Origin of the sequence: Arthrobacter ruber (assembly GCF_002954225.1) — a bacterium.
In the GTDB taxonomy this organism is placed as follows: Bacteria; Actinomycetota; Actinomycetes; order Actinomycetales; family Micrococcaceae; genus Arthrobacter_D; species Arthrobacter_D ruber.
This window is the reverse complement of the sequence record NZ_PPTH01000018.1, coordinates 193891-219439: the sequence shown is the minus strand read 5'-3', so window position 1 is coordinate 219439 and position 25549 is coordinate 193891. Positions and strand designations below refer to the sequence as shown.

The following is a 25549-nucleotide window of genomic DNA, read 5'->3' as shown; positions in this document are numbered from 1 at the left end:
ACAGGTGCTCCTTCTCGCCCTCGACACCTCCGCCGCGGCCACCGTCGCGCTCCTGCGTGACGACGTCGTCGTCGGCCGGTTCGGCAGCGCGGACACCCGCTCCCACGCCGAGGTCCTCGCTCCCGCGGTGCAGGGCATCCTCGCGGATGCGGGCGTTCCGGGGGCGGACCTGGACGGTATCGTCGCCGGCGTCGGCCCCGGTCCCTTCACGGGGCTGCGCGCGGGACTGGTCACGGCCCGGACCCTCGGCTTCGTCTGGGACGTCCCGCTGTTCGGCGTCCTGAGCCTGGACGCCCTGGCCTTCGATGCCGTCGCCGGCGAGGCCGTCGAGGCCGGCAGCGCGTTCCTCGTCGGCACCGATGCGCGCCGCGGGGAGGTCTACTGGGCCGCCTACCGGGCAGCCGGGGACGCACTGCCCGAACTCCTCGACGGACCGCACGTCGGCACCGCGGCGAGCCTGCCGAAGGATCAGCCCCTCGCGGGACGCGCCGCGAGCCTGTACCCGGATGACCTGGACGGGCTCCCGGCCTTCACGACGTCGGACCCCGACGCGGCATCCCTCGCCCGCGTCGCCCGGCTGCGCCTCCTCGCGGGCGAGCCGCTCCTCGACACCGCGCCGCTGTACCTGCGCGAATCCGATGCCAAGGTGCCAGGGCCACGGAAGCGGGCGACGGCGTGAGCTTCACCCTGCGCAGCCTCACCTTCGAGGACATCGAGACCATCGGGCGGCTGGAGGACGAACTGTTCCCCACCGACGCCTGGCCGCTCGACATGTTCTACACCGAGTTCTTCCAGCCCGAGACGCGGCGGTACATCGTGGCCGAGGTGGACGGCGTCCCCGTGGGCTACGCCGGTGTCATGGTCATCGACACGACGGCGGACATCCAGACCATCGGCGTGCTGCCGCGCTTCGAGGGACAGGGGATCGGACGCGCCCTGCTCACCGAACTGCTCGACGAGGCACGGCGTCGCGGCGCGGAGACCGTGATGCTGGAGGTGCGCGCGGACAACCCGCGAGCGCAAGAGCTCTACTCGCGGTTCGGCTTCGTCAAGATCCACACCCGGAAGAGGTACTACCGCGACGGCGTGGACGCCTGGGTGATGCGACTCGTCCTGGCCGCGGACGGAGGAACACGATGATGCGCGGGGAACCGCTGGTGCTCGGCATCGAGTCCTCCTGCGACGAGACCGGTGTCGGGATCGTGCGCGGCACGCAACTGCTGACCAACACCGTGTCCTCCTCGATGGACGAGCACGTGCGCTTCGGCGGCGTCATCCCCGAGATCGCCTCGCGCGCTCACCTGGAGGCCTTCGTGCCCACCCTGCGCACGGCCCTCGACGACGCCGGCGTAACACTCGAGGACATCGATGCGATCGCCGTGACGGCCGGTCCGGGGCTGTCGGGCGCGCTCATGGTGGGGGTATCGGCCGCCAAGGCCCTCGCCGTCGCCACGGGGAAGCCGCTGTACGCCATCAACCATCTCGTGGCGCACGTCGGGGTCGGCATGCTCGGGGGTACCTTCGCCGACGGGCTCCCCGCGAACCTCGGTGCGCTCCTGGTGTCCGGCGGGCACACCGAGATCCTGCGGATCGGGAACATCGCGAGCGACGTCGAACTGCTGGGATCCACGATCGACGACGCCGCCGGCGAGGCCTACGACAAGACGGCCCGCATCCTCGGCCTGGGTTATCCGGGCGGTCCCGTCATCGACCGGCTGGCGCGAGAGGGGAATCCGAAGGCCATCCGGTTCCCCCGCGGCCTGTCCCAGCCGAAGTACATGGGCACGGCGGAGGAACCGGGCCCGCACCGGTACGACTGGTCCTTCAGCGGTCTCAAGACCGCCGTCGCCCGCAGCGTGGAGCAGTACGAGGCAGCGGGGATGGAGGTGCCCGTGGCGGACATCGCGGCCTCCTTCCAGGAGGCGGTGGTGGACATCATCACCTCGAAGGCCGTGCTCGCCTGCCGGGAGCACGGCATCACCGAACTCCTGCTCGGGGGAGGCGTGGCCGCGAATCGCCGGCTCCGCGAACTGACCGGAGAACGGTGCACAGCCGCGGGCATCACCCTGACGGTCCCGGCGCCGTCGCTCTGCACCGACAACGGAGCCATGGTCGCTGCGCTCGGCGCGCAGATCATTATGGAGGGTCGCGCCCCGAGCGGAGTGTCCTTCGGCACGAACCCCTCGTTGCCCGTCACGGAGATCGTGCTCGCGTCCGGTGAGGACGGCAGGGCCTAGTTCCCGCCGAGCGCAGGTACCGGCGCCGGGCGCGCTGTCCGGTCCTGCTTGCGGGAGCATGGCGGTCGCCGGCTGCTCGACCGTCGCCAAGCCCTCCAGCTCTTCGAGCGCTCGGGGCGGGGGACGTGTCAGGGATCCTGGAGACGGAACGACAGCGGGCCGGACTCCCTAGGGAGTCCGGCCCGCTGCATCACCTATGTGATGCCTAGAGAGTGCCCCGGCGGTCCGTCGGGTCACCGTCGACCAACGGGTCGTTCTCGAAGCCCTGACTCTCGGACGGGACGCCCGTTCCCGGGACGCCGTCCACGGCAGGTACGGGATCGACGTCGATGGCGTCCACCTCGTCCACGATCGGGGTGTTCTCGGGGACGAGGGGCGCAGCGTTCGTCGTGGTCACCGTGTCCACCGTGTCCACGGTGTCCACGGTGTCCACGGTGTCCACGGTGTCCACGGTGTCCACGGTCTCTACGGCGTCTACGGTCTCGTCCGACTCGTTCTTCTTGCTGACAGCCGCTGCGGCCACTCCGGCCACGGCAGCCGCCGCTGCCACTCCGACTCCGGCGGCCAACTTGCCCGACACGCCGGCCTTGCCGCTGTCACCGCGCGATTCCGCAGCGTCCTCGGCGGTGGGGGTGCCCGTGGTGCCCGTGCCCGCTACGGAACCGCGCCATGCGCCCGTCGCGTAGCTCTCGGACTCGATGAACTCCTTGAACTTCTGGAGGTCGGCCTTCGCCTGGTTCTCGACGACGTTCAGCTTGTCGCCGACCTTCTCGACGAGGCCCTCCGGCTCGTACTCGAGGACGAGGTTGACGCGCGTGATGCCTCCCAGGTCCTCGAAGGACACCGAGCCGGCGTTGGTCGCCCCCTCCGTGGCGGCCCAGGACACCTTGCGGTCAGGGACCTGCTCTAGGACCTTGGCCTCCCACTGCCGGCGGATCCCGCCGATCTCGGCAACCCATTCGAGCCGGTCGTCGCTGAGCTGGGTGATCTGCTTGATCCCGCCCATGAAGTGCGGGAACTCCTCGAACTGCGTCCACTGGTTGTACACGGTCGTCACTGGAAGATTCACTACAACGGTTTCTTCGACCTTCGTGCTCATCATGCCTCCCTGAGGGTTGGGGATACGGTCACTGATCGCATCATCAGCATGCTTAGCTTATGGTGCGGACCGGGCTGTGACCAGCACCGTCCCCGTGAAGTCAGGAGGGCAGGTCCCCGACGCTCGCATACCGGCGTCGCCAGTCGCGCCCCTCTTCCCCGCCGTACAGGGTCCAGTACTCGCGGCCCGAGGTGATGACGTCGTCGTCCACCGTCCAGATCGAGACGACACGGAAGATCCCGACGTCCTCCTGCGGGACCTGGACCTCCGAGACGACGACGTCCCCGGCGTCGTACACGTTCAGGACGTCGATGCTCCACCCGTTCGGGTGCTCGGAATTAACCGCCACCATGTTGTCCCTGCCGCGGATGATCTCGCGCGTGACGGGCCAGAAGACCTCGACGTCCTCGGCGAGCGTATGTCCCACGGCGTTCCAATCCCTGCTCCATACCGACTGCCAGTACCGGCGGACCACCTCTGTAGACTCCATGCGCCGATGCTACCGGCCGACGACGGCGCCCGGACCTCGGAGGTGGGCTGCCACGTTCGCCTCGAACCCCTCGATGGTGCGCGCGATCGCGGTGGCGGGCGCGGTGTCCCAGATCTCCTGGTTGAAGATCTCCACCTCGATGTCACCGGCATACCCGGTGGCCTCCACGGCGGCCGTGATGGCGCGGAAGTCGATGACCCCGTCCCCGGGGTAGTGGCGCGAGAGCAGCACGTCCGCAGCAAGGGGCGTCGCCCAGTCGCACACCTGGTAGCTCGCGATGCGGCCCTCCCGGCCGGCCCGGCCGATCTGCTCCGACAGTTCCGGATCCCACCACACGTGGAACGTGTCGACGACGACGCCCACCACCGAGGAGGGGAAGGGGGAGGCGAGGTCGAGCGCCTGCTTCAGTGTCGAGATGACGGCGCGGTCCGAGGCGTACATGGGGTGCAGCGGCTCGAGGGCCAGGGTCACTCCGGCCGCCTGTGCCTCCGGCGCGAGTTCGGCGAGGGCGTCCTGCACCATGGAGCGGGCGCCCACGAGATCCTTCGAGCCCTGCGGGATGCCGCCTGCCACCATCACGAGGACCGACGCCGAGCCTGAGGCTCCCGCGGCCGCGAGGGTGGCGGTCTCCTCGATGGCCCTGCGGTTGTCGTCCATCGCGGCCCTGCGAGCCCGGCCTTCGGGGACGGTGAAGAATCCGCCACGACACAGGCTGGAGAAGCGGAGCCCTGAGTCGGCGAGGAGCCGTGCGGCCCCGACGAGGGAGGCGGCCTGCACGGAGTCGCGCCACAGGCCGATGCTGGTGATGCCGGCGTCCGCCGTCGTCCTCAGCGCCTCCTCGAGCGTCGCGTACTTGATCGTGGCCTGGTTGATGGACAACCGTGGATCCGGCGTCGTCACGGGGTGACCCCGCAGGTGCCCAGCAGCGCGTGCCATCGGTCACGGGCCAGCTCGGGCTGTTCGAGGGCTCCGCACGCATTGGCGAGGCGGACGATCGCGGACAGGTGCGGCAGGCTGCGCGCGGCGTGCAGCCCGCCCACCATGGAGAAGCCGGCCTGGTGGCCGTTGAGCCAGCTGAGGAACGCCACACCCGTCTTGTAGTAGAACGTGGGTGCCGCGAAGATCTGGCGTGAGAGCGCCTCGGTCGGACCGAGGATCCGTTCGTAGGCCTCGCCGTCACCGGCGTCGAGGGCCTGGACCGCGGCGGAGGCGTGCGGGCCGAGGGCTGCGAAGGCTCCGAGCAGGGCATCCGAATAGCCCGAGGAGTCCCCACCGATGAGGGACACGTAGTTGAAGTCGTCTCCCGTGAACATGCGGGCGGGCTCGTTGAGCCGTGCGCGCACGGACCGCTCGGAGTCGGCGTCGAGCAGGCTCATCTTGACGCCGGCCACCTTGTCGGGGGAGTTGGCGATGATCTTCAGGAGCGTGGAGGATGCGACCTCCGTGTCCGCGGCCCCGAAGTAGGTCCCCAGCTCGGGATCGAAGGCGCTGCCGAGCCAGTGCAGGATCACGGGTGCCCCGGCGGCGGCCAGGACCTCCGAGTAGACACGCTCGTAGTCCTCCGCCGTCCGTGCGGCGCGGGCGAGGTGGCGGCTCGCCATCAGGACCACGGACGCGCCCGCATCCTCGGTGAAGTGGAGCTGCTCCTTGTAGGCATCGATGACGGCGTCGAGGGAGATGACGGACTCCCCGACGTGGTCGGTGTTGACGCCGGCCACCAGGGCGCCTCCGACGGTCCGCGCTTCTGCAGCACTGCGGGAGATCAGCTCGCGCGTCGCGGAGGCGTCGAGTCCCATGTTCCGCTGCGCGGTGTCCATGGCATCAGCGACGCCCAGTCCCCAGGACCACAGGTGGTGGCGGAAGGCGAGGGTCGCGTCCCAGTCCAGGTCGGCCGGCGCCCCGGGGACGTTCTCGGCCGTGGTGCGGGGGACCACATGCGCTGCAGCGTAGACCGTCCGGCTGGCCAGCGGGACGGCCGGCTTCGAGAACGACGGTGCAGGGTTGAGTTCGACGGCGGAGGTGGCCCCCGCCGCATCGACGAGGGTGATCATGCCAGCGAGTCCGCCTCCTCGCGGGGGAGGACGGTGGTGCGCACGTCCTCCAGCTCGAGGCGTCGCCCCGAGCGGGAGCTCTCGAGGCCCTGCTCCGCGAGGTACATGCCCCGTGCACCTGCGAGGAAGTCGTACGGGTGCGGCGCGTCCTCGAGCACGTGGCGCAGGAAGTCCTCCCACTGTGTCTTGAAGCCGTTCTCGAACACCTCGTTGGTGGGAACGTCCATCCAGTCGCCGTCGTAGTCGTGGGTGTCCTCGAGGTCGGGGTTCCACACAGGCTTGGGCGTGGCGTTGCGGGGCTGGATCTTGCAGCCGAACAGCCCGACGACGGCGGAGCCGTGGGTGCCGTCGACCTGGAACTGCACGAGCTCGTCGCGGTTCACACGGACCGTCCAGCTCGAGTTGAGCTGTGCGACGATGCCGCCCTCGAGCTCGAAGACGGCGTAGGCGGCGTCGTCGGCGGTCGCGCGGTAAGGATGACCCTGCTCGTCGACGCGCTCGTCGATGTGCGTCACGGCCCGCGCGTAGACGGACTCGACCCTGCCGAAGAGGTTCTCCAGCACGTAGCTCCAGTGCGGGAACATGTCGACGACGATCCCGCCGCCGTCCTCCGCGCGGTAGTTCCAGCTGGGGCGCTGCGCGTCCTGCCAGTCACCCTCGAAGACCCAGTAGCCGAACTCGCCGCGCACGGAGAGGATGCGGCCGAAGAACCCGGAATCCACGAGGCGCTTGAGCTTCTGCATGCCGGGGAGGTACAGCTTGTCGTGCACCACGCCGTTCTTGATCCCGGCCGCCTCGGCGAGGTTCGCCAGCTCCAGGGCATCGGCCGCGGTCTCGGCGGTGGGCTTCTCGGTGTAGATGGCCTTGCCTGCGGCAATGGCCTTCCGGATGGCGGCGGAGCGTGCCTTCGTCACCAGGAAGTCGGCGTAGACCTCCCAGGTCGGATCCGCCAGGACGCTGTCGAGGTCGGTGGAGTAGTGCTCGATCCCATGCTTCGCGGCGAGCTCGGCGAGCTTCGCCTCGTTGCGGCCCACCAGGATCGGTTCGACCTGCACGCGGGTCCCGTCGGAGAGGAGCACGCCGCCCTGGTCGCGGATCGCGAGGATGGAACGGACCAGATGCTGCCGGTAGCCCATGCGCCCGGAGACGCCGTTCATGATGATCCCGATTGTCTTCGTCGACATTGATGCTCCTAGATTCCGGCGGTACCGCTCGATTGGAAAGCGTTTACCGAGAGTGTAGGGGAAGAAGCAGGGAGGGGCAATAAGGGGGAGGCGGCAGCCTCCGGTGGTCAATTGCGGGGGAGCTCGCGGCGAGTGCACTGGTCCGGACGCACCCAGGCTTCGCGGGCTATCGAGAACTCGATCCACTGCGCCAGCACCGCTGCATCGGTCCACGCCATCGCGAATCCGCGCACGGTCTGCCGGGCGCCGTCCGGGTACTCGAGCTCGACCCACAGTGCCGGTGCCGGCGATGCCGACTCGGTGATCCCGCGGGTGGGTGCCTCGAGCTGGAGCGGTGGGACGAATCCATGGGTCGTCGGAGGCGCCCCGTGCCATCCGGCCACCCTACGCATGCGGGCACGCCCAAGGGGTGGCGCAGGATGCGGGCCGGGTCATCCCACCACTGTACGAGGGCGGCATGGCCCGGCGTCGGCAGGTCGGGACCGTGGGGTGGGCCCACCTCGTGGGGGGCCGGGCCGAGGTCCCACTCGACGCGCAGGGAACTCGTCAGGCGGCGTGGGACGCGAGCGGCTTCAGAGCCCGACGCCGGCAGTGCCCGGCATCGACCCACGCCTCCCGCGCCCTTGAATACTCGATCCACTGCGCCAGGACCGCCGTGTCCGTCCAGGCCATCGCGAAACCCTTCATGGTGCGCCGGGAGCCGTCGGGATAGTCGAGGTCGACCCACAGCGCGGGGGAGCGTTGCGGTTCGACGACACCGCTCGCAGGCGCGTCGAGCTGAAGAGGTGGGACGTACCTGTCGGCGCTGGGTGGGATGCCGTGCCATCCCGGTCGTTCTGCCATGCACCGAGGGTATGCAGCAGGTCCGACAACCTGACGTGCCGCCAGCGCTCGCCCTGCAGCCGGCGCTACCCTGCGCCGTCGGACGCTGCGTGGGCCTGGAGCAGTTCGTCGCTGAACGGCGCACGTCTCCTCGGCGGGAGGTCGTCGATCAGTTCGTTCACCGCCAGGGCGAGCACATCGCACTCGAGCGCGGGCATGGGCATGAGCCCGGCGAGATACGCCTCGACCTCGTACTCGTCCACATCGCCGCTCAGGGAGAAGTAGCGCAGCCACACCTCGCCCACGGAGAAGCCGGACTCCGCGATGGCGGCATTGGTCATCGCCCGCTGTTCCTCCGCATAGGGGAACGAGATCATGACGGTTCCGTTCGCTCCGACGCATCGTGGTCGCTCACGAGGTCCGCGGTGAGCCTGCGGAAGGGGACACCCCGGGTGCGTGCGCGGACGGTCAGGGCCGTGAGCGCCTCGGCCTCGCTCAGGCCCTCCCGCTCCATCAGGATCCCCTTGGCGATACCGACGAGGTCGCGTGAGCGCAGCGACTCCCGCAGCTCACTGCTGATCCGGGTCGATGTCTCCGACGTCTGGACGTGGCCGAGCAGTGCCGCGGCGGCAACGGCGATCCCTGCGAGGCGGGCACGGTCCGCATCGCCGAACGTCGCCGGCATCGTCGAGTAGATCTTCATGGCACCGATCGAGTCGCGTCCGCGCAGGAGGGGGACGCTGAAGCACGAGAGCACCCCGGCATCCGCCGCGGCGGCGCTCCACCGCGGGAAACGCTGGTCGGTGCTCGTGTCGTCGACCATCACCGGTCCGCGGGCGGACCACGCCGTCAGGCATGGCCCCTCACCCAGGCGGTACTGGAGGTCGTCGGCGAGGCGCACGAGGTCGTCCGTCGCTCCCACGCTGACCCGCTGTGCCTGGTGGATGAGGGAGACGCCCGCGCCGAAGGCATTCGGCGTCGTCTCCTGCGTGATCCGCGCCAGGAGGTCGACCGCGTGCTGCGCTGTTTCCTGCGTGAGTGCCAGGCCCCGGATTCGGCCGAGCGTCGTACCCAACTCGCTGGATGGGGGATATGGGTCCATCAGTAGCCTCGAACATCAAGCCAGATCTGATCCTGGCGCCACGGGCCTTCTGCTAGACCTCGATCGCGTTACCGACGATCCGCTGGACTCATCCTAGCCGTGCGGAAGCGCATCCCGCATGGACGTGGCAGGGCTGTTGCACCGGGCGCGTCATCGTGCAGCAGGTCGGGCAAGGGCGGCGTCCCGATCCGGCGACGCTCCACCTCCCACAAGATCTCACGCCGCGTGGAGGCAGGTGTTGCCGGCCGGTGCAGGTGGCGGAGGGCGACGGGCCGTTCATCGCGGCGTCGCCGGGATGTCGCGCATATTTCCGCCCGCGCGGGCGCAGGTCTGGTTACGATGGTCCCGACGAGGCCGCAGCCGCTCTGCCCCCTGGCACCAGCGGACGGCGGATGCGCCTGCGTCACGCCGCCGATCCGCGAAGTGTGAGGTTCCCTCAGCGCCATGACGAATGATGATTTGCAGAAGATCCGTGTTGCAGCGGCCGATAAGGAGGACGTCGAGTTCGAGCTCGACCGCGCCGAGCTGGTCCTGCAGGAGGCAGTCTCCGAAGCCCTCAGCCACGGTGAGGACATCAACGTCGTCGCCGAGGTCGCCGAGCTGCCGTTGGACGATGTCGTGAAGCTCGCTACCCAGGACGCCAGCCCGGACCCTGTCCTGCCCTTCTGACTCAGGCCTGCCGGCGCGGGGTACTCTCCCGCAGGATCGTCTTCATGGGGATTGTCCCCGGCCCGTCGCCCGCCTCCGTGCCGGCACCGCTGGAGGCGGAGCCCGTGGCGAGCCGGAGGGCGCGACGCCCCACATCCTCGAGCGGGATGCGCACCGTGGTCAGTGCCGGCGTGATGTCCTGGACCGTCGGGATGTCGTCGTAGCCCGCCACGCCGATCTCCTCCCCGGGCACGACTCCCGCATTGCGCAGGGCAGAGACGACGCCCACGGCCATGACGTCGTTGACGGCGAAGATCAGGTCCACGGCGAGTCCCGACGCCAGGAGTTCCTGAGCGCCGCGGTAGCCGCCGTCGCGCGTGAAGTCCGCCTGGATGATGCGTTCGGGCGTCAACAGGATGCCGTGTTCAGCCAGCCCCGCAGTGAAGCCGTCGAGCCTTTCCTCCGCGGTCCTGATCTCGGACGGTCCGGCGATGACCGCCACATCCCGGTAGCCGAGTTCGGCCAGGGACACCGCGAGGTCATGAGCGCCCCTGCGGTTGTCGAGGAGGACGGTCGCGAAGGGCGGCGCATCCTGGCTGATGAAGGCGGCCTTGCCCCCGGTGTCCTCGAAGGCTGTCAGTTCCGCGCGCAGCTCCTCCTGGAACGCCGACGCCGTCGGCCGCGAACCGGCGAGGATCATGACGCGCGGACGCTGCCCGCGCAGCGCTCTGACGGTCTCCAGTTCCCGCTGCGCGTTGCGGCCCGTCACGGCGATGGTGACCACGAGGTTCTCCTCGCTCGCCGCATCGATCACACCGGCGGCGATGCTGGAGAAATACGGATCCGCGATGTCCGCCACGAGGAGGGCGACCGTGGTGGTGCTTCCCTTCGCCACCGCCTGCGCGAAGAGGTTCGTCGTGTAGCCGAGCCGCTGCGCCGCTTCGACGACACGCTCCCGGTACGCCTCGTTGACCTTCCGGGCGCTCCCGTTGAGGGACCTCGACGCTGTCGCGAGCGACACGCCCGCCTCCCTCGCCACGTCGTGCAGCGTCGCAGGGCTCTTGCTGGCCGGTGCAGACATCGCTTCCACTCCTGACGGTGCGGGCAGCGGCCACCGGCCTTGCCCTGGACTTTCTTCGGAAAGGGCCATTCTCGCACGGGTCCGTCAGCGTCGAAGGAGTGGAACAAGGCTTCGGTAAGCGCTTTCTCTGCTACCGTTTCCTCCACTGCCTTCCCGTCCAGAGTCGGAGGAACCGTGTCCCAGTCCGCGTCACCCGCCGGGTCCGCTGCCGAGCCGGGGGAGCCGCTCCGGGCGGCGATCCTCGGTACCGGGAGCGTCGCGCATCTCCATGCAGCCGCGCTGCGGGATCTCCCCGGCGTCGAGCTGGTCGCAGCCGCGGATCCTACCGCGCAGCAGCTGGTGGCCTTCGCCGAGACCTACGGCATCCAGGGCCGCTACGCCGCGCTGGAGGATCTGCTCGCGGCGGAGAAGGTGGACGTCCTCCATATCTGCACCCCACCGGCCGGCCACGCGGAGCAGACCGTCGCGGCCTTCGCCCGGGGGGCGCACGTGGTCGTCGAGAAGCCGGCGGCCCTGAGCCTGGCCGAACTCGACCTCATGACGGATGCCGGCCGCACGGCAGGACGTGGTCTGGCCGTCGTCTTCCAGCAGCGCTCCGGCTCCGCCGCGGCCCACGTGAAGGGGCTGCTGGACTCCGGCGCGCTGGGTCGACCCCTGGCCGCGCTCTGCCAGACACACTGGTACCGCACGGCCGACTACTTCGCCGTGCCGTGGCGCGGCACCTGGGCGTCGGAGGGCGGCGGCACCACGCTCAGCCACGGCAGCCACCAGATCGACCTGCTCGCCTACCTGCTGGGCGGGTGGAGCGCCGTCCATGCCACGATGTGGCGCCTGCAGCACGACGTCGAGACCGAGGACCTCTCCCACGCATCCCTCGTCTTCGAGTCCGGCGCCGTCGCCTCGGTGGTCTCGACGGTGCTGGCGCCCCGGCAGTCGAGCCTTCTCCGCATCGATACGGAGAACGCAACGATCGAGCTCGAGCACCTGTACGGACACGGGCACGCGCACTGGAGGATCACCCCGGCCGAGCACGTCGACGCAGTGACCGCGGAGTCCTGGAGACTGCCCGACCGCGAGGTCCCGAGCGGGCACGATGCGCTCTTCGCCGAGGTCTATGCCTCGCTCCTCGGAGGACACGGGATGCCGCAGATCGTCGGCCACCCGGCGCGCGCACTCGAGATCGTCTCGGCGATGTACGCCTCGGCACGGGACGCCCGCTGGATTTCCCGGTCCGACCTCGCAGGACCCGGGATGCGAGGTTCCCTGGCGGGACCGATCATCGATGCCCGCCCCCGCCGATCCGCATGAGCGACCGGCATCCTCTGCTGACGCCCGACGGGCGGACGGCGGGCATCCTCCACGACGGCGCCGACGAGCCCGAGGGGCACGCACCGCGGCCCTTCCTGCATCCGGTCCTGACGCCGCGGGGACTGGCCGTGAGCGACTACCGCCCCGCCGACCACCTGTGGCACTGGGGGCTCGGTATCGCCGTCTCGAACATCGACGTCGCGGGCCAGGACCTGCCGGTCAACCTGTGGGGCGGCCCGACGTACCGCGAGGGGCACGGCTACGTGCACCTGCCGAACAACGGCTCCCAGCAGGTCCGTGCCGGCGAGCGACGGGAGGGCGGAGTCCTCCAGCACCTCGACTGGCGCGCGGCCGACGGTGCCGTCGTCCTGACCGAGGAGAGGAGCTGGATCTCCGGCTCCGTCCGGACGGCCGATGTGGAATGGACGGCGATCAGCGTCCGCAGCAGGTGGGTCAACACCGGCGACGGTCCGCTCGCGTTCGGCAGCCCGACGACGGCGGGACGGCCGAACGCCGGCTACGGTGGGTTCTTCCTCCGCCTCGCCCCGTCCTTCGACGGCGCCGAAATCGTCGCGCCACGCGCCGGCGATCCGCAGGGCAGCGCCGGGGCGACCGTCACCGAGGCCGACGCCATGGGCAGCACGCGACCCTGGCTCGGCATGAGGTCGGATGATGCGTCGGTACTCATGGTCCCGGCGGCGGACAATCCGGGGGAGGGGTCCCCGTGGTTCGTCCGGAGCAGCGGCACGCCCATGCTGTGTGCCGCCCCCTTCTTCCACCGGAAGCTGTACCTCGAGGCCGGAGGCACCCTGGACTGGGCATGGTCGCTCCTGGTCGCGGATGAAGCAGTCGGTGAGGACGCCTTCGCGGCGGCAGCATCCCCTGCGACGCGTGTTCGGCCTCCATCGGAGGTTCAGGCCCCGCCCGTGACCTGACCCGGAGGATGTCCCTCCACCGGGTCAGGTCCCGGATGCCCTACAGGCCGAGCGACTCGAGTGCGGGCAGTTCGGCCCGGGCGCGTGCCCTGGCCTCCGCAGCGGTCGGCGCGGCGACGGCGATCTCCGCGATCCGCTGCGCCTCGGCGAGTGTCACGCTGTTGAGCACGGCGCCCACCCCGGCGAGCGCGCGGGGCGTCATCGACAGGGTCGAGACGCCGAGGCCCACGAGGACGACGGCGAGTGCGGGGTCCGCCGCAGCCTCGCCGCACACGCCCACGGGCTTGGCGTGGCCTTCCGCGAGGGATCCCTCGACCGTCAGCCTGACCATCCGCAGGACCGCCGGCTGCCACGAGTTGTTGAGCGCGGCCAGGGACCCCAGTTGCCGGTCCGCGGCCATGGTGTACTGCGTGAGGTCGTTGGTGCCGAGGCTCGCGAACGACACGGCGCCGAGGATCGCCTCGGCCATGAGCGCTGCCGACGGCACCTCCACCATGACACCCGGGGTCTGCAGGCCCGCGTTGCTGCAGAGCTTCGCGAAGTCCGCGGCCTCCTCGGCGGTCGAGATCATCGGGGCCATGACCCACACGTCAGCGGTGGCCTGCGAAGCGGCGTCGGCGATGGCCTCGAGCTGGCGTTCGAGGACGCCCGGGGACGAGAGGTCGGTGCGATAGCCGCGCACGCCGAGGGCGGGGTTGGGCTCGGTCGTGTCGGTGAGGAAGGGCAACGGCTTGTCGGCGCCGGCGTCGAGCGTGCGCACCACCACCTTCTTGCCGGGGAAGGCGTCGAAGACGCCCTTGTAGGCCTCGACCTGCTCCTCGGCGGTGGGCTCCGTGTCACGGCCCAGGAAGCAGAACTCCGTGCGGAGCAGGCCCACGCCCTGCGCTCCGGCGTCGGCGGCCTTCACGGCATCCTTCGCGCCGCCCACATTGGCCAGGAGGGGGACCTCGTGCCCGTCGGAGGTGGCACCGACGCCGTCGAACGTCGTGAGCGCCGCAGCGGCCGCGCGGTAGGACTCCGCCGCCGCCTCCTCCTCGGCCCCCGGATCGAGCGCCACTGTGCCCGCGGCGCCATCCACGAAGACGAGGGTGCCACTGTTGATGTCGTCGACACCGGAGGCGGCGACGACGGCAGGCAGGCCCAGGGAGCGGGCGATGATCGCGGTGTGCGACTGCGGACCGCCGCCGGACGTGACGAGGGCGAGCACCATCGCCGGGTCGAGGGTGGCGGTGTCGGCCGGGGCGAGATCCTCGGCGACCAGGATGAAGGGGGTGTCCGACGACGGGATGCCGGGCGCGGGGAGTCCCCGCAGTTCAGCGACGATGCGGGAGCGGACATCGAGCACGTCGGCCGTCCGCTCGGCCATGTATCCGCCGAGGTTGTGCAGCATCTCGGCGACGGAGGCGCCAGCCTCCCATACGGCACGGGCAGGGGAGGTGCCGTTGTTGATGAGCTTCGTGGCCGACTTCAGCAGCATCGGATCGGCGGCCATGAGGGAGGTCGCCTGCAGGACGGCCTGGGCGTCCCCCCTGGCGATCCCGGCCCTCCGCTTGAGCTCCTCCTGGACGACCTTGGAGGCGGCCTTGAGGGCGGCGACGGCCTGCTCGGGCGCGTCGGGGGAGTCGTGGCGCTCACCGGCCGGCGGTTCGCCGACCGAGGCAGGCATGTGGCGCACCGGGCCGATCACGCGCCCGGGACTTACTCCGACTCCTGCGAAATTCACCATTGAACGTCCTCGCTTCCTTGCCGGTAGTCGTCTCGGTCTTCCATTGTGCCGCCTCCGGCAGGAAAATCGTGTGACTCAGTTCATATAACACCGCTATAGGTGCTACGGTAGCAGCCATGAAGAAGGTAGGCGAACCCCCGCCTAAGACACGGCTTCTCCGGGCCGCTGCGGCACTGCTCGCGGAGTCCAACGGCGAGCCCGTCTCGACGCGGCAGATCACCCAGGCTGCGCGCGTCACCGCACCCACCCTCTATCACCACTTCGGTGACAAGGAAGGCCTCTTCGATGCCGTCGTCGCCGAAGGCTTCTCCGAGTACCTCGACGCCGAGAGGAACCTTCCGACGTCGGGACAACCGGTGGAGGACCTCCGGATGCACTGGGACAACCACGTGCAGTTCGGCCTCGACCATCCGCACCTCTACCTGGTCATGTTCGGCAACATCCGCCCTGAGCACCGGCCATCGATGGTGGCCAGTGCGGAGGCCTTCCTCGAGGAGGTCCTGGTGCGGGCAGCCGCGGCGGCCCGCCTCGTGGTGACGCCGCGGGAGGCCGCGCGCAGCATCCTCGCCGCCAACATCGGCGTCACGCTCATGCTGATCGCGGAACCGGCGGCGAAGCGCAACCTCGAGCTCTCCGCGATGACGCGGGAGGCCGTGATCTCTGCGGTCGCCACGGATTCCGAGGCCGATCCCACCACGGACACGGAGGGATCACCCTCGGTGGTCGTGGCCGCGATAGCACTCAACGCCGCTCTGCAGTCCTCGCACCCCGACCAGCTCTCCAGTTCCGAACTGAAGCTCTTCCTCGAATGGCTCCAGCGCATCTCCAGCCGGTCGGGAAGCTGACGCTTCCCGGCAAGTCCACCCCTCCGCAATGTTGCGGAACGACGCTAAGGAAAGAATGTGGCAACTCAAGTAGAAGCGCGATCCGGCACCAGCGCCCGGGTCCGCGTGCAGAAATTCGGGACGTTCCTGTCCGGAATGATCATGCCCAACATCGGCGCCTTCATCGCGTGGGGGCTCATCACGGCGCTCTTCATCGAGAAGGGATGGCTCCCCGTACCGCAGCTCGGCGGCTTCGGTGAGACCGACGGCGTGGCCAACACCGGCCTCGTAGGTCCCATGATCACGTACCTGCTGCCCCTGCTGATCGCCTACACGGGCGGACGGATGGTCTACGACGTCCGCGGTGGCGTGGTCGGCTCGATCGCGACGATGGGTGTCATCGTCGGAGCCGGCATCCCCATGTTCATCGGCGCCATGATCATGGGTCCGCTCGGTGGCTGGACCATGAAGAAGATCGACGCGATCTGGGACGGCAAGATCCGGCCCGGTTTCGAGATGCTCGTCAACAACTTCTCCGCCGGGATCTGGGGCGCGCTGCTGGCGTTGCTCGGCTTCTACGGTGTCGCGCCGCTCGTGCAGGCCTTCAGCACCGCCGCGGGCAACGTGGTGCAGTTCCTGGTCAACAACGGCCTGCTGCCGCTGACCAGCATCTTCATCGAGCCCGCGAAGGTGCTCTTCCTCAACAACGCCATCAACCACGGCGTCTTGACTCCGCTGGGCGTCCAGCAGTCGCTGGAGCAGGGCAAGTCGATGCTCTTCCTGCTCGAAGCCAACCCGGGCCCGGGCCTCGGCATCCTGCTCGCCTACATGTTCTTCGGTCGCGGCGCCGCCAAGGCCTCGGCGTCCGGCGCCGCCATCATCCACTTCGTCGGCGGTATCCACGAGATCTACTTCCCCTACGTGCTGATGCGCCCGCTGCTGATCCTGGCCGCGATCGCCGGCGGCATGACCGGTATCGCAACCCTGAGCATCACCAATGCCGGCCTCGTCGCACCGGCCGCGCCGGGCTCCATCCTCGCGGTGCTCGCCCAGACAGCCCGTGACAGCTACTTCGGTGTCGGTCTGTCGGTCGTGCTCGCCACGGCCGTGTCCTTCCTCGTCGCCGCGGTCATCCTCAAGACCGGCAAGAACCAGGACGACGGCGATCTCGCCGCCGCTGCCTCCAAGATGGAGGGGCTGAAGGGCAAGAAGAGCTCCGTTGCCGGCAATTTCCGCTCCACGTCCGCAACGGACGGCCCCATCCGCAACATCGTCTTCGCCTGCGACGCCGGTATGGGATCCTCCGCCATGGGCGCCTCGGTGCTCCGCAACAAGATCAAGGCAGCAGGCTTTCCTGAGGTCAAGGTCAGCAACCTCGCCATCGCCAGCCTGAAGGACGACTACGACGTCGTCGTCACGCACCAGGACCTCGCCGCCCGCGCCGAGCCCCTGACGCAGAGCGCCACGCACGTCTCGGTCGACAACTTCATGAACAGCCCCCGCTACGACGAGATCGTCGAGCTGGTGCGCGCCAGCGCTGCAGCGGAGGGTGGGGTCGATCCGAAGAACCCGATGCCGGCCGCCGTAGCGGCCGACGCGGGCGCTGGGAGTGCGGAGGACGAAGGCAGCGGCAACGCCGGTTCCGATGTCCTCGCCCACCAGAGCGTGGTCCTCGACGGCAGGGCCACCACGCAGCAGGACGCCATCGACGAGGCAGGACGCCTGCTGGTGGACCGGGGCGCCGTCGATGTGAGCTACGTCGCCGCCATGCACGAGCGCGAGAGGTCGGTGCCCACCTACATGGGCAACTTCCTCGCCATCCCGCACGGCACCAACGCGGCGAAGGACCTGATCAAGCGCTCCGCGGTGTCGATCGTCCGCTACCCCGAGGGCATCGACTGGAACGGGAAGCAGGTGAAGTTCGTGGTCGGCGTCGCAGGCGTCAACAACGAGCACCTGTCCATCCTGTCAGCGATCGCCCGCGTCTTCTCGGACAAGGACCAGGTGGCCAAGCTCGACCAGGCGACCTCCGTGGACGAGGTCCTCGCCCTCTTCGGAAAGGTCAATGCGTAGTGAAGGCAGTACATTTCGGTGCCGGCAACATCGGACGCGGCTTCGTGGGGCTCCTGCTCCACGAGGCCGGGTACGAGGTGGTCTTCGCGGACGTCGCGGACGCCCTGATCGACCAGCTGGCCTCCACACCCAGCTATGACGTCCACGAGGTCGGTGAGGAGCCGGCCGTGAGGACGGTCGGAAACTACCGTGCCCTCAACTCGGCGTCGCACGAGGACGACGTCATCGCCGAGATCGCGACGGCGGAGATCGTCACCACGGCTGTGGGGCCGAACGTGCTGAAGTTCGTCGCACCCGTCATCGCCCGGGCCATCGCCCGACGCGAGGACGGCCTTCCGCCGCTGCAGGTCATGGCGTGCGAGAACGCCATCAACGCGACCGACATCCTGCGCGCCGAGGTCGAGCGGACGTACGACGGACCCTCCCTGGACCTCGCGTCCAGGGCCGTCTTCGCCAACACAGCCGTCGACCGCATCGTGCCCGACCAGGCCGCGGGCCAGGGACTGGACGTCACCGTCGAGACCTTCTTCGAGTGGGTCATCGACCGCACGCCCTTCAAGGGCGACGCGCCGAAGATCCCCGGAGCGACCTACGTCGACGACCTCGCGCCCTACATCGAGCGCAAGCTCTTCACCGTGAACACCGGTCACGCCGCGGCGGCCTACTTCGGCTATGCGGCCGGCGTCGACAAGATCGCGGACGCGATGGCGGACGAGGGCATCGCGGCGAAGGTCGGCGCCGTGCTCGACGAGACGAAGCGGCTGCTGGTCGCCAAGCACGGGTTCGACGACGCGGAGCAGGAGGCCTACGTGCAGAAGATCCTGCGGCGCTTCTCGAACCAGCACCTGCCGGACACCGTGGTGCGTGTCGGCAGGGCACCGCTGCGGAAGCTGAGCCGGAAGGAGAGGTTCGTGGGACCGGCCGCCGAGCTGGCCGAAGCGGGCATCCATCCGGCCGCACTGCTCGAGGCGATGCAGGCAGCGCTGTCCTTCTCGGCTCCGGACGACGCCGAGGTCGGCGCGCTGGCCGAGATCATGGCGACCCGGGAACCCGGCGAGGCGACGACGTCGATCACGGGCCTGGAACCGGAGCACCCGCTGTACGGGCCGGTGCGGGACCTGGTCGCACAGCACGCACCGGGGCACGGCCGGGTGTAGCCGACGCACCGAGGACGCGTCGCGGACTCATCGCGAAGAAGGGAGCAGCTCCGGCTGCTCCCTTCTCCGTTTCCCTTGACGAACCGGGTACCCCCTCATAGTTTGTTAAGGAAAGCGTTTTCCAAACGAAGGATTCAATGATGAGTTCGACTCAGAGAACAGCGGTCTCGGCATGCGTGGCGCTCGCCACGAGCACTCTCCTCACCGTGGGCGGTCTGGCCGTCCCTGCCATGGCCCAGGGGCCGGACCAGGGCCCGGCGCAGCGGGGGACGATCGGGGGAGTGCAGCTCGAGTACCTGGACCGCGGACTCGTCGCCGCAGCGACCCCCCAGGGCGTCTTCCTCAGCTGGCGACTGAAGGCCACGGAGGCGACGGGCGCGACCACCGACGGCCTCACCGGGACCGACTTCACGGTCTACCGTGACGGCGTAGCGATCGCCACCGTCACCGACAGCACCAACTACCTCGACGCGGCCGCGACGGGTGCCGCCGGAACGGGTGCGCGGTACAGCGTGGGAGCCGTCGTCGACGGGGTGGAGGTGGAGCGGAGCATCGAGGTCACACCCTGGGCGCAGGCGTCCAGGGACCTGCCGCTGGTGAAGCCCGCGGGCGGCGTGACACCGACCGGAGAGGCCTACACCTATTCGGCGAGCGACATGAGTGTCGGTGACGTCGACGGCGACGGGTCGTACGAGTACTTCGTGAAATGGGATCCGTCCAACGCGAAGGACGTCTCGCAGGTGGGCTACACGGGCAACACCTATATCGACACCTACACCGCCGAGGGGCGCCTGCTGAGCAGGATCGATCTCGGTGTGAACATCCGCTCGGGCGCGCACTACACCCAGTTCATGGTGTCGGACTTCGACGGCGACGGCCGGTCCGAGATGATGCTCAAGACCGCTCCGGGAACGAAGACCACGACCTACGGCCCGAGCGGCGAGATCCTCGACGAGAGGTACGTGACGCTGCCCGCGGCCGACGTCGCCGCAGGCACCGACAACGGCGACGACTACCGGCTCAGCGCGGCCGGCTACTACGAGCACGTCGTCGAGCTCTTCAAGGGGTGGCAGGATCATCCCGAGGTCGCCGCCGGCAACTGGCCCGCAACCCTCGAGGAGGCCTTCGGCACAGAGCAGCGCTACAAATACCCGCTGTCCGACGCCGACGCCCGCGCGATGGCGGACTACTTCATGGACGTCTACGCGCCTTCGCGTAGCGCCCGCAACAATCTCCGCGCCTTCGAGGGCTTCATCCTGAGCGGACCCGAGTACCTGACCGTGTTCGAGGGAGCCACGGGAGCGGAACTCGGGACCGTCCCCTACGAGCCGGGCCGCGGAGACGACGGGCTGCTCTGGGGCGACTACGCCATGTCGCGTATCGAGCCGGGCAACAGGGTGGACCGCTTCCTCGCCGGCGTCGCTTATCTCGACGGGGAGCACCCGTCCGCCGTCTTCGCCCGGGGCTACTACACCCGGGCCAACATCGTCGCCTACACCTGGGACGGCGAGCGGCTGACGCAGGACTGGACGGTCGATTCCGGGCACGTCCCCATGTCCAACCCGTTCAACGACGGCCCGCACGGTGGCACCGGCAGCAGCGAGGAGTTCGGTGCCCTGGCGGGGCAGGGCTTCCACTCGCTCAGCGCCGCCGACGTGGACGGCGACGGCCGCCAGGAGATCGTGTACGGCAGTGCCACGATCGACGACGACGGGTCCCTCCTCTACAGCTCCTTCGACACGCTCCCCGTCGGAAGCTCGGCACCGGGTACGGAGGCCAAGCTCGGCCACGGCGACGCCATCCACGTGACGGACATCGACCCCGACCGTCCCGGCCTCGAGATCTTCTCGGTCCACGAGGGTGCCACCGGCGCACCCTACGGATGGGCCATGAGGAACGCCGCCGACGGTAAGGTGCTCTTCGGCGGCTACACGGGCAGGGACACCGGCCGCGGCATGATCGGTGACGTCGATCCGACCGTGCGCGGGATCGAGAACTGGGCCGTGGGCCTGCGTTCGGCCTCCGGCGCCGTGCTGCCGGGCAGTGGCTACGGGACCAACATGAGCATTCGCTGGGCGGCGGACGGCACCACGCAGCTCGTGAACGGCGCCGGCGAGCAGACTCCCACCATCGACGATGCGAGGCGAGGGCGACTGCTGACGGCGACCGGCACCCGCACGAACAACGGCACCAAGGGCAACCCGTCGCTAGTGGCCGACGTCCTCGGCGACTGGCGGGAGGAGCTGCTGGTCCGCACCGCGGACAGCTCGGCCATCCGCATCTTCACCAGCACCGAGGTGACGGACCGGAAGCTCTACACCCTGATGCACGATCCCCAGTACCGCGCGGAGATCGCCCGCCAGAACACGTCCTACAACCAGCCCGCGTACCCGGGGTTCTATCTGGCCTCGGACACCGACTTCACGGACGTCCCGGTACCCTCCGCCTTCCTCCCGGGCGCACTCCCTGCCCTCCAGCGGCACTTCGAGCAGCTGGTGGCCTCCGGTGGTGTGTCCGGGCCGGCCGTGCAGCAGCTGCGGGCCTCGCTCGACCAGGCGCAGCGTGCCGTGGAGCGGGACCGGGCCGATCAGGCGGCCAGGGCCATGGGCAAGTTCGTGGAACGGCTCGCGCAGAAGAAGCCGGGCACGGTGACGGACGGCGCCCGGGCCGCACTCGACTACCAGGCGAGGGAGATCCTTACGGCGCTGCAGTGATCCGGCAGCCGGCAGGATCGCACGCGGACGGGCGTGCGGTCCTGCCGGCTTAGTGCGCGAGGAGCCGCGGGTCCGGGCCCCGCATCTTGGGTAGATTGAAGGGGTGAGCAACCTCCCCAACGATCTGCTGTCCATCGTCTACTCGAGCACCGCGGACCACCCGTTCACGGACGAGGAGCTGAGCTCGCTGCTGGACACCAGCAGGGAGAACAACGCCCGCACGCACCTGACGGGGATGCTGCTGTACCGTAGCGGGCGGTTTCTCCAGGTCCTCGAGGGTCCCGCCCAGCTGCTGCGCGAACGCATGTCGGTCATCGCCGCAGACCCCCGCCACCTGGACGTCCGGATCCTCCTGCAGGAGACCGTGGACGAACGGCAGTTCCCCGAGTGGACCATGGCCTTCGAACCGGCCGCCGATTCGCACCCGGACGACATCCCCGGGTACCGCGCCACGTTCTCCGACGTCATGGACGACGGCGAGGGTGACGGCGACCCGCAGCGCTCGCTCGCCGCCCTGCGCGAGCTGATCCGCTGGTTCCAGGACCGGGCGGGCCAGGGGCGGTGAATCCCGCCGGGACAGGACGGCAGAGCCTCGCCAGCCTGGTCGGAGCCTGCAGACCCGGGCCTGCAGGCTCCGTCCACCGCGGGACTCAGGTGCCGACGAGCTCCCGGATGAAGGCCAGGTGTTCGGCGTCCTGGAAGGCCCCGCCCTGCTCGTGACCGTTGTAGGGATACACCTTCATCCGCGCCGGCCCCGCATAGTGGTTGTGGGCTGCGAAGACGCACGACGGGGGGCACACGTCGTCCATGAGACCCACGGAGAACAGTGCGGGCATGGTGGTGCGGGATGCGAAGTTCACGCCGTCGAAGTAGCTGAGCGTCCTGAAGACGGCATCGACGTCGTTCCGCCGCGTGCCGAGGAATCGCGCGATCTCCGAGTACGGTGCCGTGTCGACGATCTCGGTGGCACGGCGCATGTGGGCCAGGAACGGCACATCGACGATGGCGCCGACCGGCGGCGTGCCGTTGACCCGCTGGGTGAGGGCCGCCGCGGCGAGGGTGATGCCTCCGCCCTGACTGCCGCCGGAGATGACCACCCGGGAAGGATCGACGCCCGGATGCGCCTGCGCGGCCTCGACGGCGTGGACGGCATCGATGAAGAGCCGGCGGTAGTAGTAGGTCTCCGGGCTTCCGATGCCGAGGGTCATGAAGCCTCCGTGGTGCGGACCACTGAGGGCGCCGTCGGCTGTGTCGCCCACGCGGTGCCCCGAGCCCTGCCCGCGGAGGTCCATGACGAAGTGCGCGTAGCCGGCGCTGGGCAGGGCTGTCCACTCACCGAGCAGGCCGCGTCCGCCTCCGTAGCCGATGAACGTGACGACGGCCGGCAGGGGGCCTGTGAGGTGCCGGGGCCTGAGCATCCAGGCCTTGATCGGGTGTCCGTCGTATCCGGCGAAGGTGACGTCCTCCGTCACCAGCTGGGAGTAGCCCGCGTCGACCTCCTGGAAGGAGGGGGCGATGACGTGCGCCCGCTGTGCGGACAGCGTCCGGTCCCAGAACGCGTCGTAGTCGGCAGGTTCGTTCCGCTCGGGGCGGTACTCGCGCAGTTCGGGCAGTGGAAGGTCGAAGTGAGTCACGCGTGGATCCTCTCAGGGCGGCGGTAGGGGAAAATGGAGCGCGGACCCGCCGGTGGCGACCGGGCTGTTGACCATTGATACGATTCAACCTACCCTTTGGGATAACGCTTTCCCAAGGGCGTCCCACGACGGCGACAAAGATGTTTTCCAGGAGGACAAAGATGTTCCGCATACTCTCACGGCGCACCCTGACGGGCGTTGCAGCCCTGGCCGCTACAGGGCTCGCCCTGACCGGTTGTGGCGGTGGCGGGAACGAACCCGCAGCCCTCGACACCGAAGAGCAGATCACGCTCAACTACACGTTCTGGGGCAACGACGACCGCGCCGCCCGCTACGACAAGGCCATCGAGGCGTTCGAGGCGAAGTTCCCGAACATCACGATCAACGACACGTTCACGGACTACCCCTCCTACTGGGAGAAGCGGCAGACCGAGGCGGCCGGCGGCGGGCTCCCCGACGTCATGCAGTTCGACTACACCTACCTGCGCCAGTACGGCGACAACGGCCTGCTCCTGAACCTCGAGGAGTACTTCGGCAACGGCATCACCACCGACGCCATCGAGGAGAGCCTGCTGGCCACCGGCAAGCTCGAGGACGGCACCTTCGCCATTCCCACGGGCTACAGCGCATGGTCCGTCTTCCAGAACCCCGGCCTGCTCGCAGATACCGGCGTCGAGCCCTATGCGGGCGGGACGAGCTGGGAGGAGTACAACACCTACATGGCGTCCGTCACCGACGCCACGGGCGGCACCGTCTACGGCGGCACCGACACCACGCAGCGGATCCAGGACCTGGAACTGAAGCTGCGCCAGGACGGCCGCCAGCTGTTCACCGAGGAGGGCGAGCTGAACTTCACGCAGGAGGAGCTCGCCGACCACTGGAAGGAAGGCGAGGCGAACCGCGACAAGGTCACCGTGCCGCAGAGCAAGCTCGAGGAGATCAGCCCCGTCTCCGGCTTCGGCGCCAACCTGACCACCAGCGAGATGAGCTGGAGCAACTTCCTCGGCGGTTACCTGGGTGACTCCGGTGCCGAGGAGATCACCATCGTCGCTCCTCCGACGAGCAACCCTGACGAGAAGGACCTCTACCGCAAGGTGGGACTCATGCAGGCGGCCTCCGCCTCGACCGAGCACCCCGAGGCGGCGGCGGCGTTCGTCGACTTCCTGATCAACAGCCCCGAGGTCGGCGGGATCTTCGGTGCCACCCTCGGCATCCCTGCATCCGAGACCCAGCTCGAGGGCGCCGATCTCCAGGGACCAGACAAGGCCGTCCAGGACTACCTCGACTCCATCTCCGACCGCCTGGGTGAGGCCCCGGCGGCACCCGTGGCCGGCTTCGGCGCGATCGAGCAGACCTTCTGGGACCTCGGCAAGTCGATCGGTCTCGGTACCGTGACCCCCGAGGAGGCGGCCAAGCAGTTCTTCGACGAAGCCGCCGTGACGCTCGGCAGCTGACCAGACGAAGGAGTTTGACCGTGACCACGGACTCGGCGCACGCGCCGTCAACACAACGCAGCGCTGAATCCGGCGCCCACCCGGCGGGCAGCCGCCGGGCGGGCGCGTCACGGCCCCGCCGTCCCCGTAACCGGGACTCGCTCGCGGGCTACGTCTTCCTCTCGCCCTGGCTGCTGGGCTTCATCGGCCTCACGCTCGGGCCCATGCTCGCCTCGCTGTACCTGGCGTTCACGGACTACAACCTCTTCACCGCCCCGGAATGGACCGGACTGGAGAACCTGGGGCGCATGGCCGAGGACGAGAAGTTCTGGGGATCGGTCAGGATCACCCTGATCTACGTCCTGGTGGGCACGCCCATCAAGCTGGCTGCCGCCCTCGCGGTGGCCATGCTCCTGAACTACAAGGCGAAGGGCACCGGCTTCTTCCGCTCGGCGTTCTACGCACCGAGCCTCATCGGAGCCAGTGTCAGCATCGCGATCGTCTGGCGGGCCATGTTCTCCACCGACGGTCCCGTGGACGGCACCCTGAACCTCTTCGGGATCAACCTCGGCGGCTGGATCGGCAACCCCTCGCTGATCATGCCCATGATGATCCTGCTGGCCGTCTGGCAGTTCGGCGCCCCCATGGTGATCTTCCTCGCCGGCCTCAAGGGCGTCCCGGCCGAGCTGTACGAGGCCGCGTCCGTCGACGGCGCCAGGGCCTGGCGCAAGTTCCTCAGCGTCACGGTGCCCATGCTCTCGCCGGTCATCTTCTTCAACCTGCTGCTCGAGATGATCAACGCGTTCCAGGTCTTCGCCTCGGCGTACATCATCGGGTCGGGGACAGGCGGACCCGGCGGCGCCACGAACTTCTACACCGTGTACCTCTACACGCGGGCGTTCGCCAACAACCAGATGGGCTACGCCTCGGCGATGGCCTGGGTGTTGCTGCTCGCCGTGGGCGTCCTCGCCCTCATCCTCTTCCGTACCTCCAGGAGCTGGGTCCACTACGCAGGAGACTCCAAGTGACCA

At 69.1% G+C, this 25549-nt stretch carries 25 protein-coding genes; 13 read left to right on the top strand and 12 right to left on the bottom strand.

Annotation, left to right across the window (positions count from 1 at the left end):
* Positions 1-4 precede the first annotated feature (4 nt).
* Genes tsaB through tsaD form a run of 3 tightly spaced genes read left to right on the top strand, consistent with a single transcriptional unit; the run spans position 5 to position 2237 of the window.
* Positions 5-679: a tRNA (adenosine(37)-N6)-threonylcarbamoyltransferase complex dimerization subunit type 1 TsaB gene (gene tsaB / locus CI785_RS14850; protein WP_105032870.1), complete on the top strand. Its 675-nt coding sequence runs from the start codon at positions 5-7 to the stop codon at positions 677-679.
* Positions 676-1140 (top strand): ribosomal protein S18-alanine N-acetyltransferase, encoded by a 465-nt coding sequence (rimI, locus tag CI785_RS14845; protein ID WP_105032869.1) that lies wholly within the window; start codon positions 676-678, stop codon positions 1138-1140. Before tsaB ends, rimI begins: the two co-directional genes overlap by 4 nt.
* Positions 1137-2237: a tRNA (adenosine(37)-N6)-threonylcarbamoyltransferase complex transferase subunit TsaD gene (tsaD, locus tag CI785_RS14840; RefSeq protein ID WP_105032868.1), complete on the top strand. Its 1101-nt coding sequence runs from the start codon at positions 1137-1139 to the stop codon at positions 2235-2237. Before rimI ends, tsaD begins: the two co-directional genes overlap by 4 nt.
* Positions 2238-2442: 205 nt before the next feature.
* Here the strand turns inward: tsaD and CI785_RS14835 are convergent, their stop codons facing one another.
* The 9 genes from CI785_RS14835 to CI785_RS14795 all read right to left on the bottom strand — a co-directional run bounded on the left by CI785_RS14835 (position 2443) and on the right by CI785_RS14795 (position 8985).
* Positions 2443-3336: an SRPBCC family protein gene (locus CI785_RS14835; protein WP_105033223.1), complete on the bottom strand. Its 894-nt coding sequence runs from the start codon at positions 3334-3336 to the stop codon at positions 2443-2445.
* A gap of 100 nt (positions 3337-3436) precedes the next feature.
* A complete protein-coding gene (locus CI785_RS14830; protein WP_105032867.1) occupies positions 3437-3826 on the bottom strand; it encodes a nuclear transport factor 2 family protein in 390 nt (129 codons plus the stop codon).
* A gap of 9 nt (positions 3827-3835) precedes the next feature.
* Positions 3836-4762: a sugar phosphate isomerase/epimerase family protein gene (locus CI785_RS14825; protein ID WP_105032866.1), complete on the bottom strand. Its 927-nt coding sequence runs from the start codon at positions 4760-4762 to the stop codon at positions 3836-3838.
* Complete coding sequence (locus tag CI785_RS14820) at positions 4723-5877, bottom strand: dihydrodipicolinate synthase family protein (protein WP_105032865.1); 1155 nt, start codon at positions 5875-5877, stop codon at positions 4723-4725. The genes CI785_RS14825 and CI785_RS14820 overlap by 40 nt, the downstream gene beginning before the upstream one ends.
* Entirely contained in the window at positions 5874-7061 is a 1188-nt protein-coding gene (locus tag CI785_RS14815) for a Gfo/Idh/MocA family protein (RefSeq protein WP_105032864.1), read from the bottom strand. The genes CI785_RS14820 and CI785_RS14815 overlap by 4 nt, the downstream gene beginning before the upstream one ends.
* A gap of 107 nt (positions 7062-7168) precedes the next feature.
* Positions 7169-7453 (bottom strand): hypothetical protein, encoded by a 285-nt coding sequence (locus CI785_RS14810; protein ID WP_157940288.1) that lies wholly within the window; start codon positions 7451-7453, stop codon positions 7169-7171.
* Positions 7454-7607: 154 nt separating this feature from the next.
* Positions 7608-7904 carry a hypothetical protein gene (locus tag CI785_RS17200; RefSeq protein WP_157940287.1) on the bottom strand — a complete coding sequence of 99 codons (297 nt, stop codon included), beginning with the start codon at positions 7902-7904 and terminating at the stop codon, positions 7608-7610.
* Positions 7905-7969: 65 nt separating this feature from the next.
* The gene (locus CI785_RS14800; RefSeq protein WP_105032861.1) at positions 7970-8260 is read right to left on the bottom strand and encodes a hypothetical protein; all 291 of its coding nucleotides are present in this window, start codon (positions 8258-8260) and stop codon (positions 7970-7972) included.
* Entirely contained in the window at positions 8257-8985 is a 729-nt protein-coding gene (locus CI785_RS14795) for a GAF and ANTAR domain-containing protein (protein WP_105032860.1), read from the bottom strand. The genes CI785_RS14800 and CI785_RS14795 overlap by 4 nt, the downstream gene beginning before the upstream one ends.
* 444 nt (positions 8986-9429) lie before the next feature.
* On the opposite strand from CI785_RS14795, the gene CI785_RS14790 reads away from it, so the two are divergent.
* Complete coding sequence (locus tag CI785_RS14790) at positions 9430-9654, top strand: hypothetical protein (RefSeq protein ID WP_157940286.1); 225 nt, start codon at positions 9430-9432, stop codon at positions 9652-9654.
* A 1-nt stretch (position 9655) separates the two neighbouring features.
* Here CI785_RS14790 and CI785_RS14785 read toward each other — a convergent pair whose 3' ends face one another.
* Positions 9656-10714: a LacI family DNA-binding transcriptional regulator gene (locus tag CI785_RS14785; RefSeq protein WP_105032858.1), complete on the bottom strand. Its 1059-nt coding sequence runs from the start codon at positions 10712-10714 to the stop codon at positions 9656-9658.
* Positions 10715-10888: 174 nt separating this feature from the next.
* On the opposite strand from CI785_RS14785, the gene CI785_RS14780 reads away from it, so the two are divergent.
* A complete protein-coding gene (locus tag CI785_RS14780) occupies positions 10889-12022 on the top strand; it encodes a Gfo/Idh/MocA family protein (protein ID WP_105032857.1) in 1134 nt (377 codons plus the stop codon).
* The gene (locus tag CI785_RS14775) at positions 12019-12957 is read left to right on the top strand and encodes a DUF6807 family protein (RefSeq protein ID WP_105032856.1); all 939 of its coding nucleotides are present in this window, start codon (positions 12019-12021) and stop codon (positions 12955-12957) included. Before CI785_RS14780 ends, CI785_RS14775 begins: the two co-directional genes overlap by 4 nt.
* Before the next feature lie 40 nt (positions 12958-12997).
* On the opposite strand, the gene ptsP is transcribed toward CI785_RS14775, so the two are convergent.
* On the bottom strand, positions 12998-14683 hold the full coding sequence (gene ptsP / locus CI785_RS14770) for a phosphoenolpyruvate--protein phosphotransferase (protein ID WP_105032855.1): 1686 nt from the start codon (positions 14681-14683) through the stop codon (positions 12998-13000).
* 116 nt (positions 14684-14799) lie between these two features.
* Between ptsP and CI785_RS14765 the strand changes: the two genes are divergently transcribed.
* The 5 genes from CI785_RS14765 to CI785_RS14745 all read left to right on the top strand — a co-directional run bounded on the left by CI785_RS14765 (position 14800) and on the right by CI785_RS14745 (position 22016).
* Positions 14800-15528 carry a TetR/AcrR family transcriptional regulator gene (locus CI785_RS14765; protein ID WP_105032854.1) on the top strand — a complete coding sequence of 243 codons (729 nt, stop codon included), beginning with the start codon at positions 14800-14802 and terminating at the stop codon, positions 15526-15528.
* Between the two features lie 135 nt (positions 15529-15663).
* Entirely contained in the window at positions 15664-17580 is a 1917-nt protein-coding gene (locus CI785_RS14760; RefSeq protein ID WP_420808264.1) for a PTS mannitol transporter subunit IICBA, read from the top strand.
* Positions 17580-18737, top strand: a complete 1158-nt coding sequence (locus CI785_RS14755) for a mannitol-1-phosphate 5-dehydrogenase (RefSeq protein WP_105032852.1) — start codon at positions 17580-17582, stop codon at positions 18735-18737. Before CI785_RS14760 ends, CI785_RS14755 begins: the two co-directional genes overlap by 1 nt.
* Before the next feature lie 140 nt (positions 18738-18877).
* A complete protein-coding gene (locus CI785_RS14750; RefSeq protein WP_105032851.1) occupies positions 18878-21451 on the top strand; it encodes a rhamnogalacturonan lyase in 2574 nt (857 codons plus the stop codon).
* Between the two features lie 103 nt (positions 21452-21554).
* Positions 21555-22016, top strand: coding sequence for a BLUF domain-containing protein (locus CI785_RS14745; RefSeq protein WP_240615222.1), 462 nt, complete (start codon positions 21555-21557; stop codon positions 22014-22016).
* A gap of 85 nt (positions 22017-22101) precedes the next feature.
* Here CI785_RS14745 and CI785_RS14740 read toward each other — a convergent pair whose 3' ends face one another.
* A complete protein-coding gene (locus tag CI785_RS14740; protein ID WP_105032850.1) occupies positions 22102-23085 on the bottom strand; it encodes an acetylxylan esterase in 984 nt (327 codons plus the stop codon).
* A 161-nt stretch (positions 23086-23246) separates the two neighbouring features.
* Here CI785_RS14740 and CI785_RS14735 point away from each other — a divergent pair, with 161 nt between their 5' ends.
* Entirely contained in the window at positions 23247-24539 is a 1293-nt protein-coding gene (locus CI785_RS14735) for an ABC transporter substrate-binding protein (protein ID WP_105032849.1), read from the top strand.
* A gap of 20 nt (positions 24540-24559) precedes the next feature.
* Positions 24560-25546, top strand: a complete 987-nt coding sequence (locus CI785_RS17375) for a carbohydrate ABC transporter permease (protein ID WP_240615221.1) — start codon at positions 24560-24562, stop codon at positions 25544-25546.
* Positions 25547-25549 lie beyond the last annotated feature (3 nt).

Coding starts and splice junctions, on each gene's coding strand:
- tsaD (WP_105032868.1), top strand. CDS start 1,137: ATGATGCGCGGGGAACCGCTGGTGCTCGGCATCGAGTCCTCCTGCGAC.
- CI785_RS14835 (WP_105033223.1), bottom strand. CDS start 3,336: ATGAGCACGAAGGTCGAAGAAACCGTTGTAGTGAATCTTCCAGTGACG.
- CI785_RS14830 (WP_105032867.1), bottom strand. CDS start 3,826: ATGGAGTCTACAGAGGTGGTCCGCCGGTACTGGCAGTCGGTATGGAGC.
- CI785_RS14825 (WP_105032866.1), bottom strand. CDS start 4,762: ATGGCACGCGCTGCTGGGCACCTGCGGGGTCACCCCGTGACGACGCCG.
- CI785_RS14820 (WP_105032865.1), bottom strand. CDS start 5,877: ATGATCACCCTCGTCGATGCGGCGGGGGCCACCTCCGCCGTCGAACTC.
- CI785_RS14815 (WP_105032864.1), bottom strand. CDS start 7,061: ATGTCGACGAAGACAATCGGGATCATCATGAACGGCGTCTCCGGGCGC.
- CI785_RS14810 (WP_157940288.1), bottom strand. CDS start 7,453: ATGCGTAGGGTGGCCGGATGGCACGGGGCGCCTCCGACGACCCATGGA.
- CI785_RS17200 (WP_157940287.1), bottom strand. CDS start 7,904: ATGGCAGAACGACCGGGATGGCACGGCATCCCACCCAGCGCCGACAGG.
- CI785_RS14800 (WP_105032861.1), bottom strand. CDS start 8,260: ATGATCTCGTTCCCCTATGCGGAGGAACAGCGGGCGATGACCAATGCC.
- CI785_RS14795 (WP_105032860.1), bottom strand. CDS start 8,985: ATGGACCCATATCCCCCATCCAGCGAGTTGGGTACGACGCTCGGCCGA.
- CI785_RS14790 (WP_157940286.1), top strand. CDS start 9,430: ATGACGAATGATGATTTGCAGAAGATCCGTGTTGCAGCGGCCGATAAG.
- CI785_RS14785 (WP_105032858.1), bottom strand. CDS start 10,714: ATGTCTGCACCGGCCAGCAAGAGCCCTGCGACGCTGCACGACGTGGCG.
- CI785_RS14775 (WP_105032856.1), top strand. CDS start 12,019: ATGAGCGACCGGCATCCTCTGCTGACGCCCGACGGGCGGACGGCGGGC.
- ptsP (WP_105032855.1), bottom strand. CDS start 14,683: ATGGTGAATTTCGCAGGAGTCGGAGTAAGTCCCGGGCGCGTGATCGGC.
- CI785_RS14765 (WP_105032854.1), top strand. CDS start 14,800: ATGAAGAAGGTAGGCGAACCCCCGCCTAAGACACGGCTTCTCCGGGCC.
- CI785_RS14760 (WP_420808264.1), top strand. CDS start 15,664: ATGATCATGCCCAACATCGGCGCCTTCATCGCGTGGGGGCTCATCACG.
- CI785_RS14750 (WP_105032851.1), top strand. CDS start 18,878: ATGAGTTCGACTCAGAGAACAGCGGTCTCGGCATGCGTGGCGCTCGCC.
- CI785_RS14735 (WP_105032849.1), top strand. CDS start 23,247: ATGTTCCGCATACTCTCACGGCGCACCCTGACGGGCGTTGCAGCCCTG.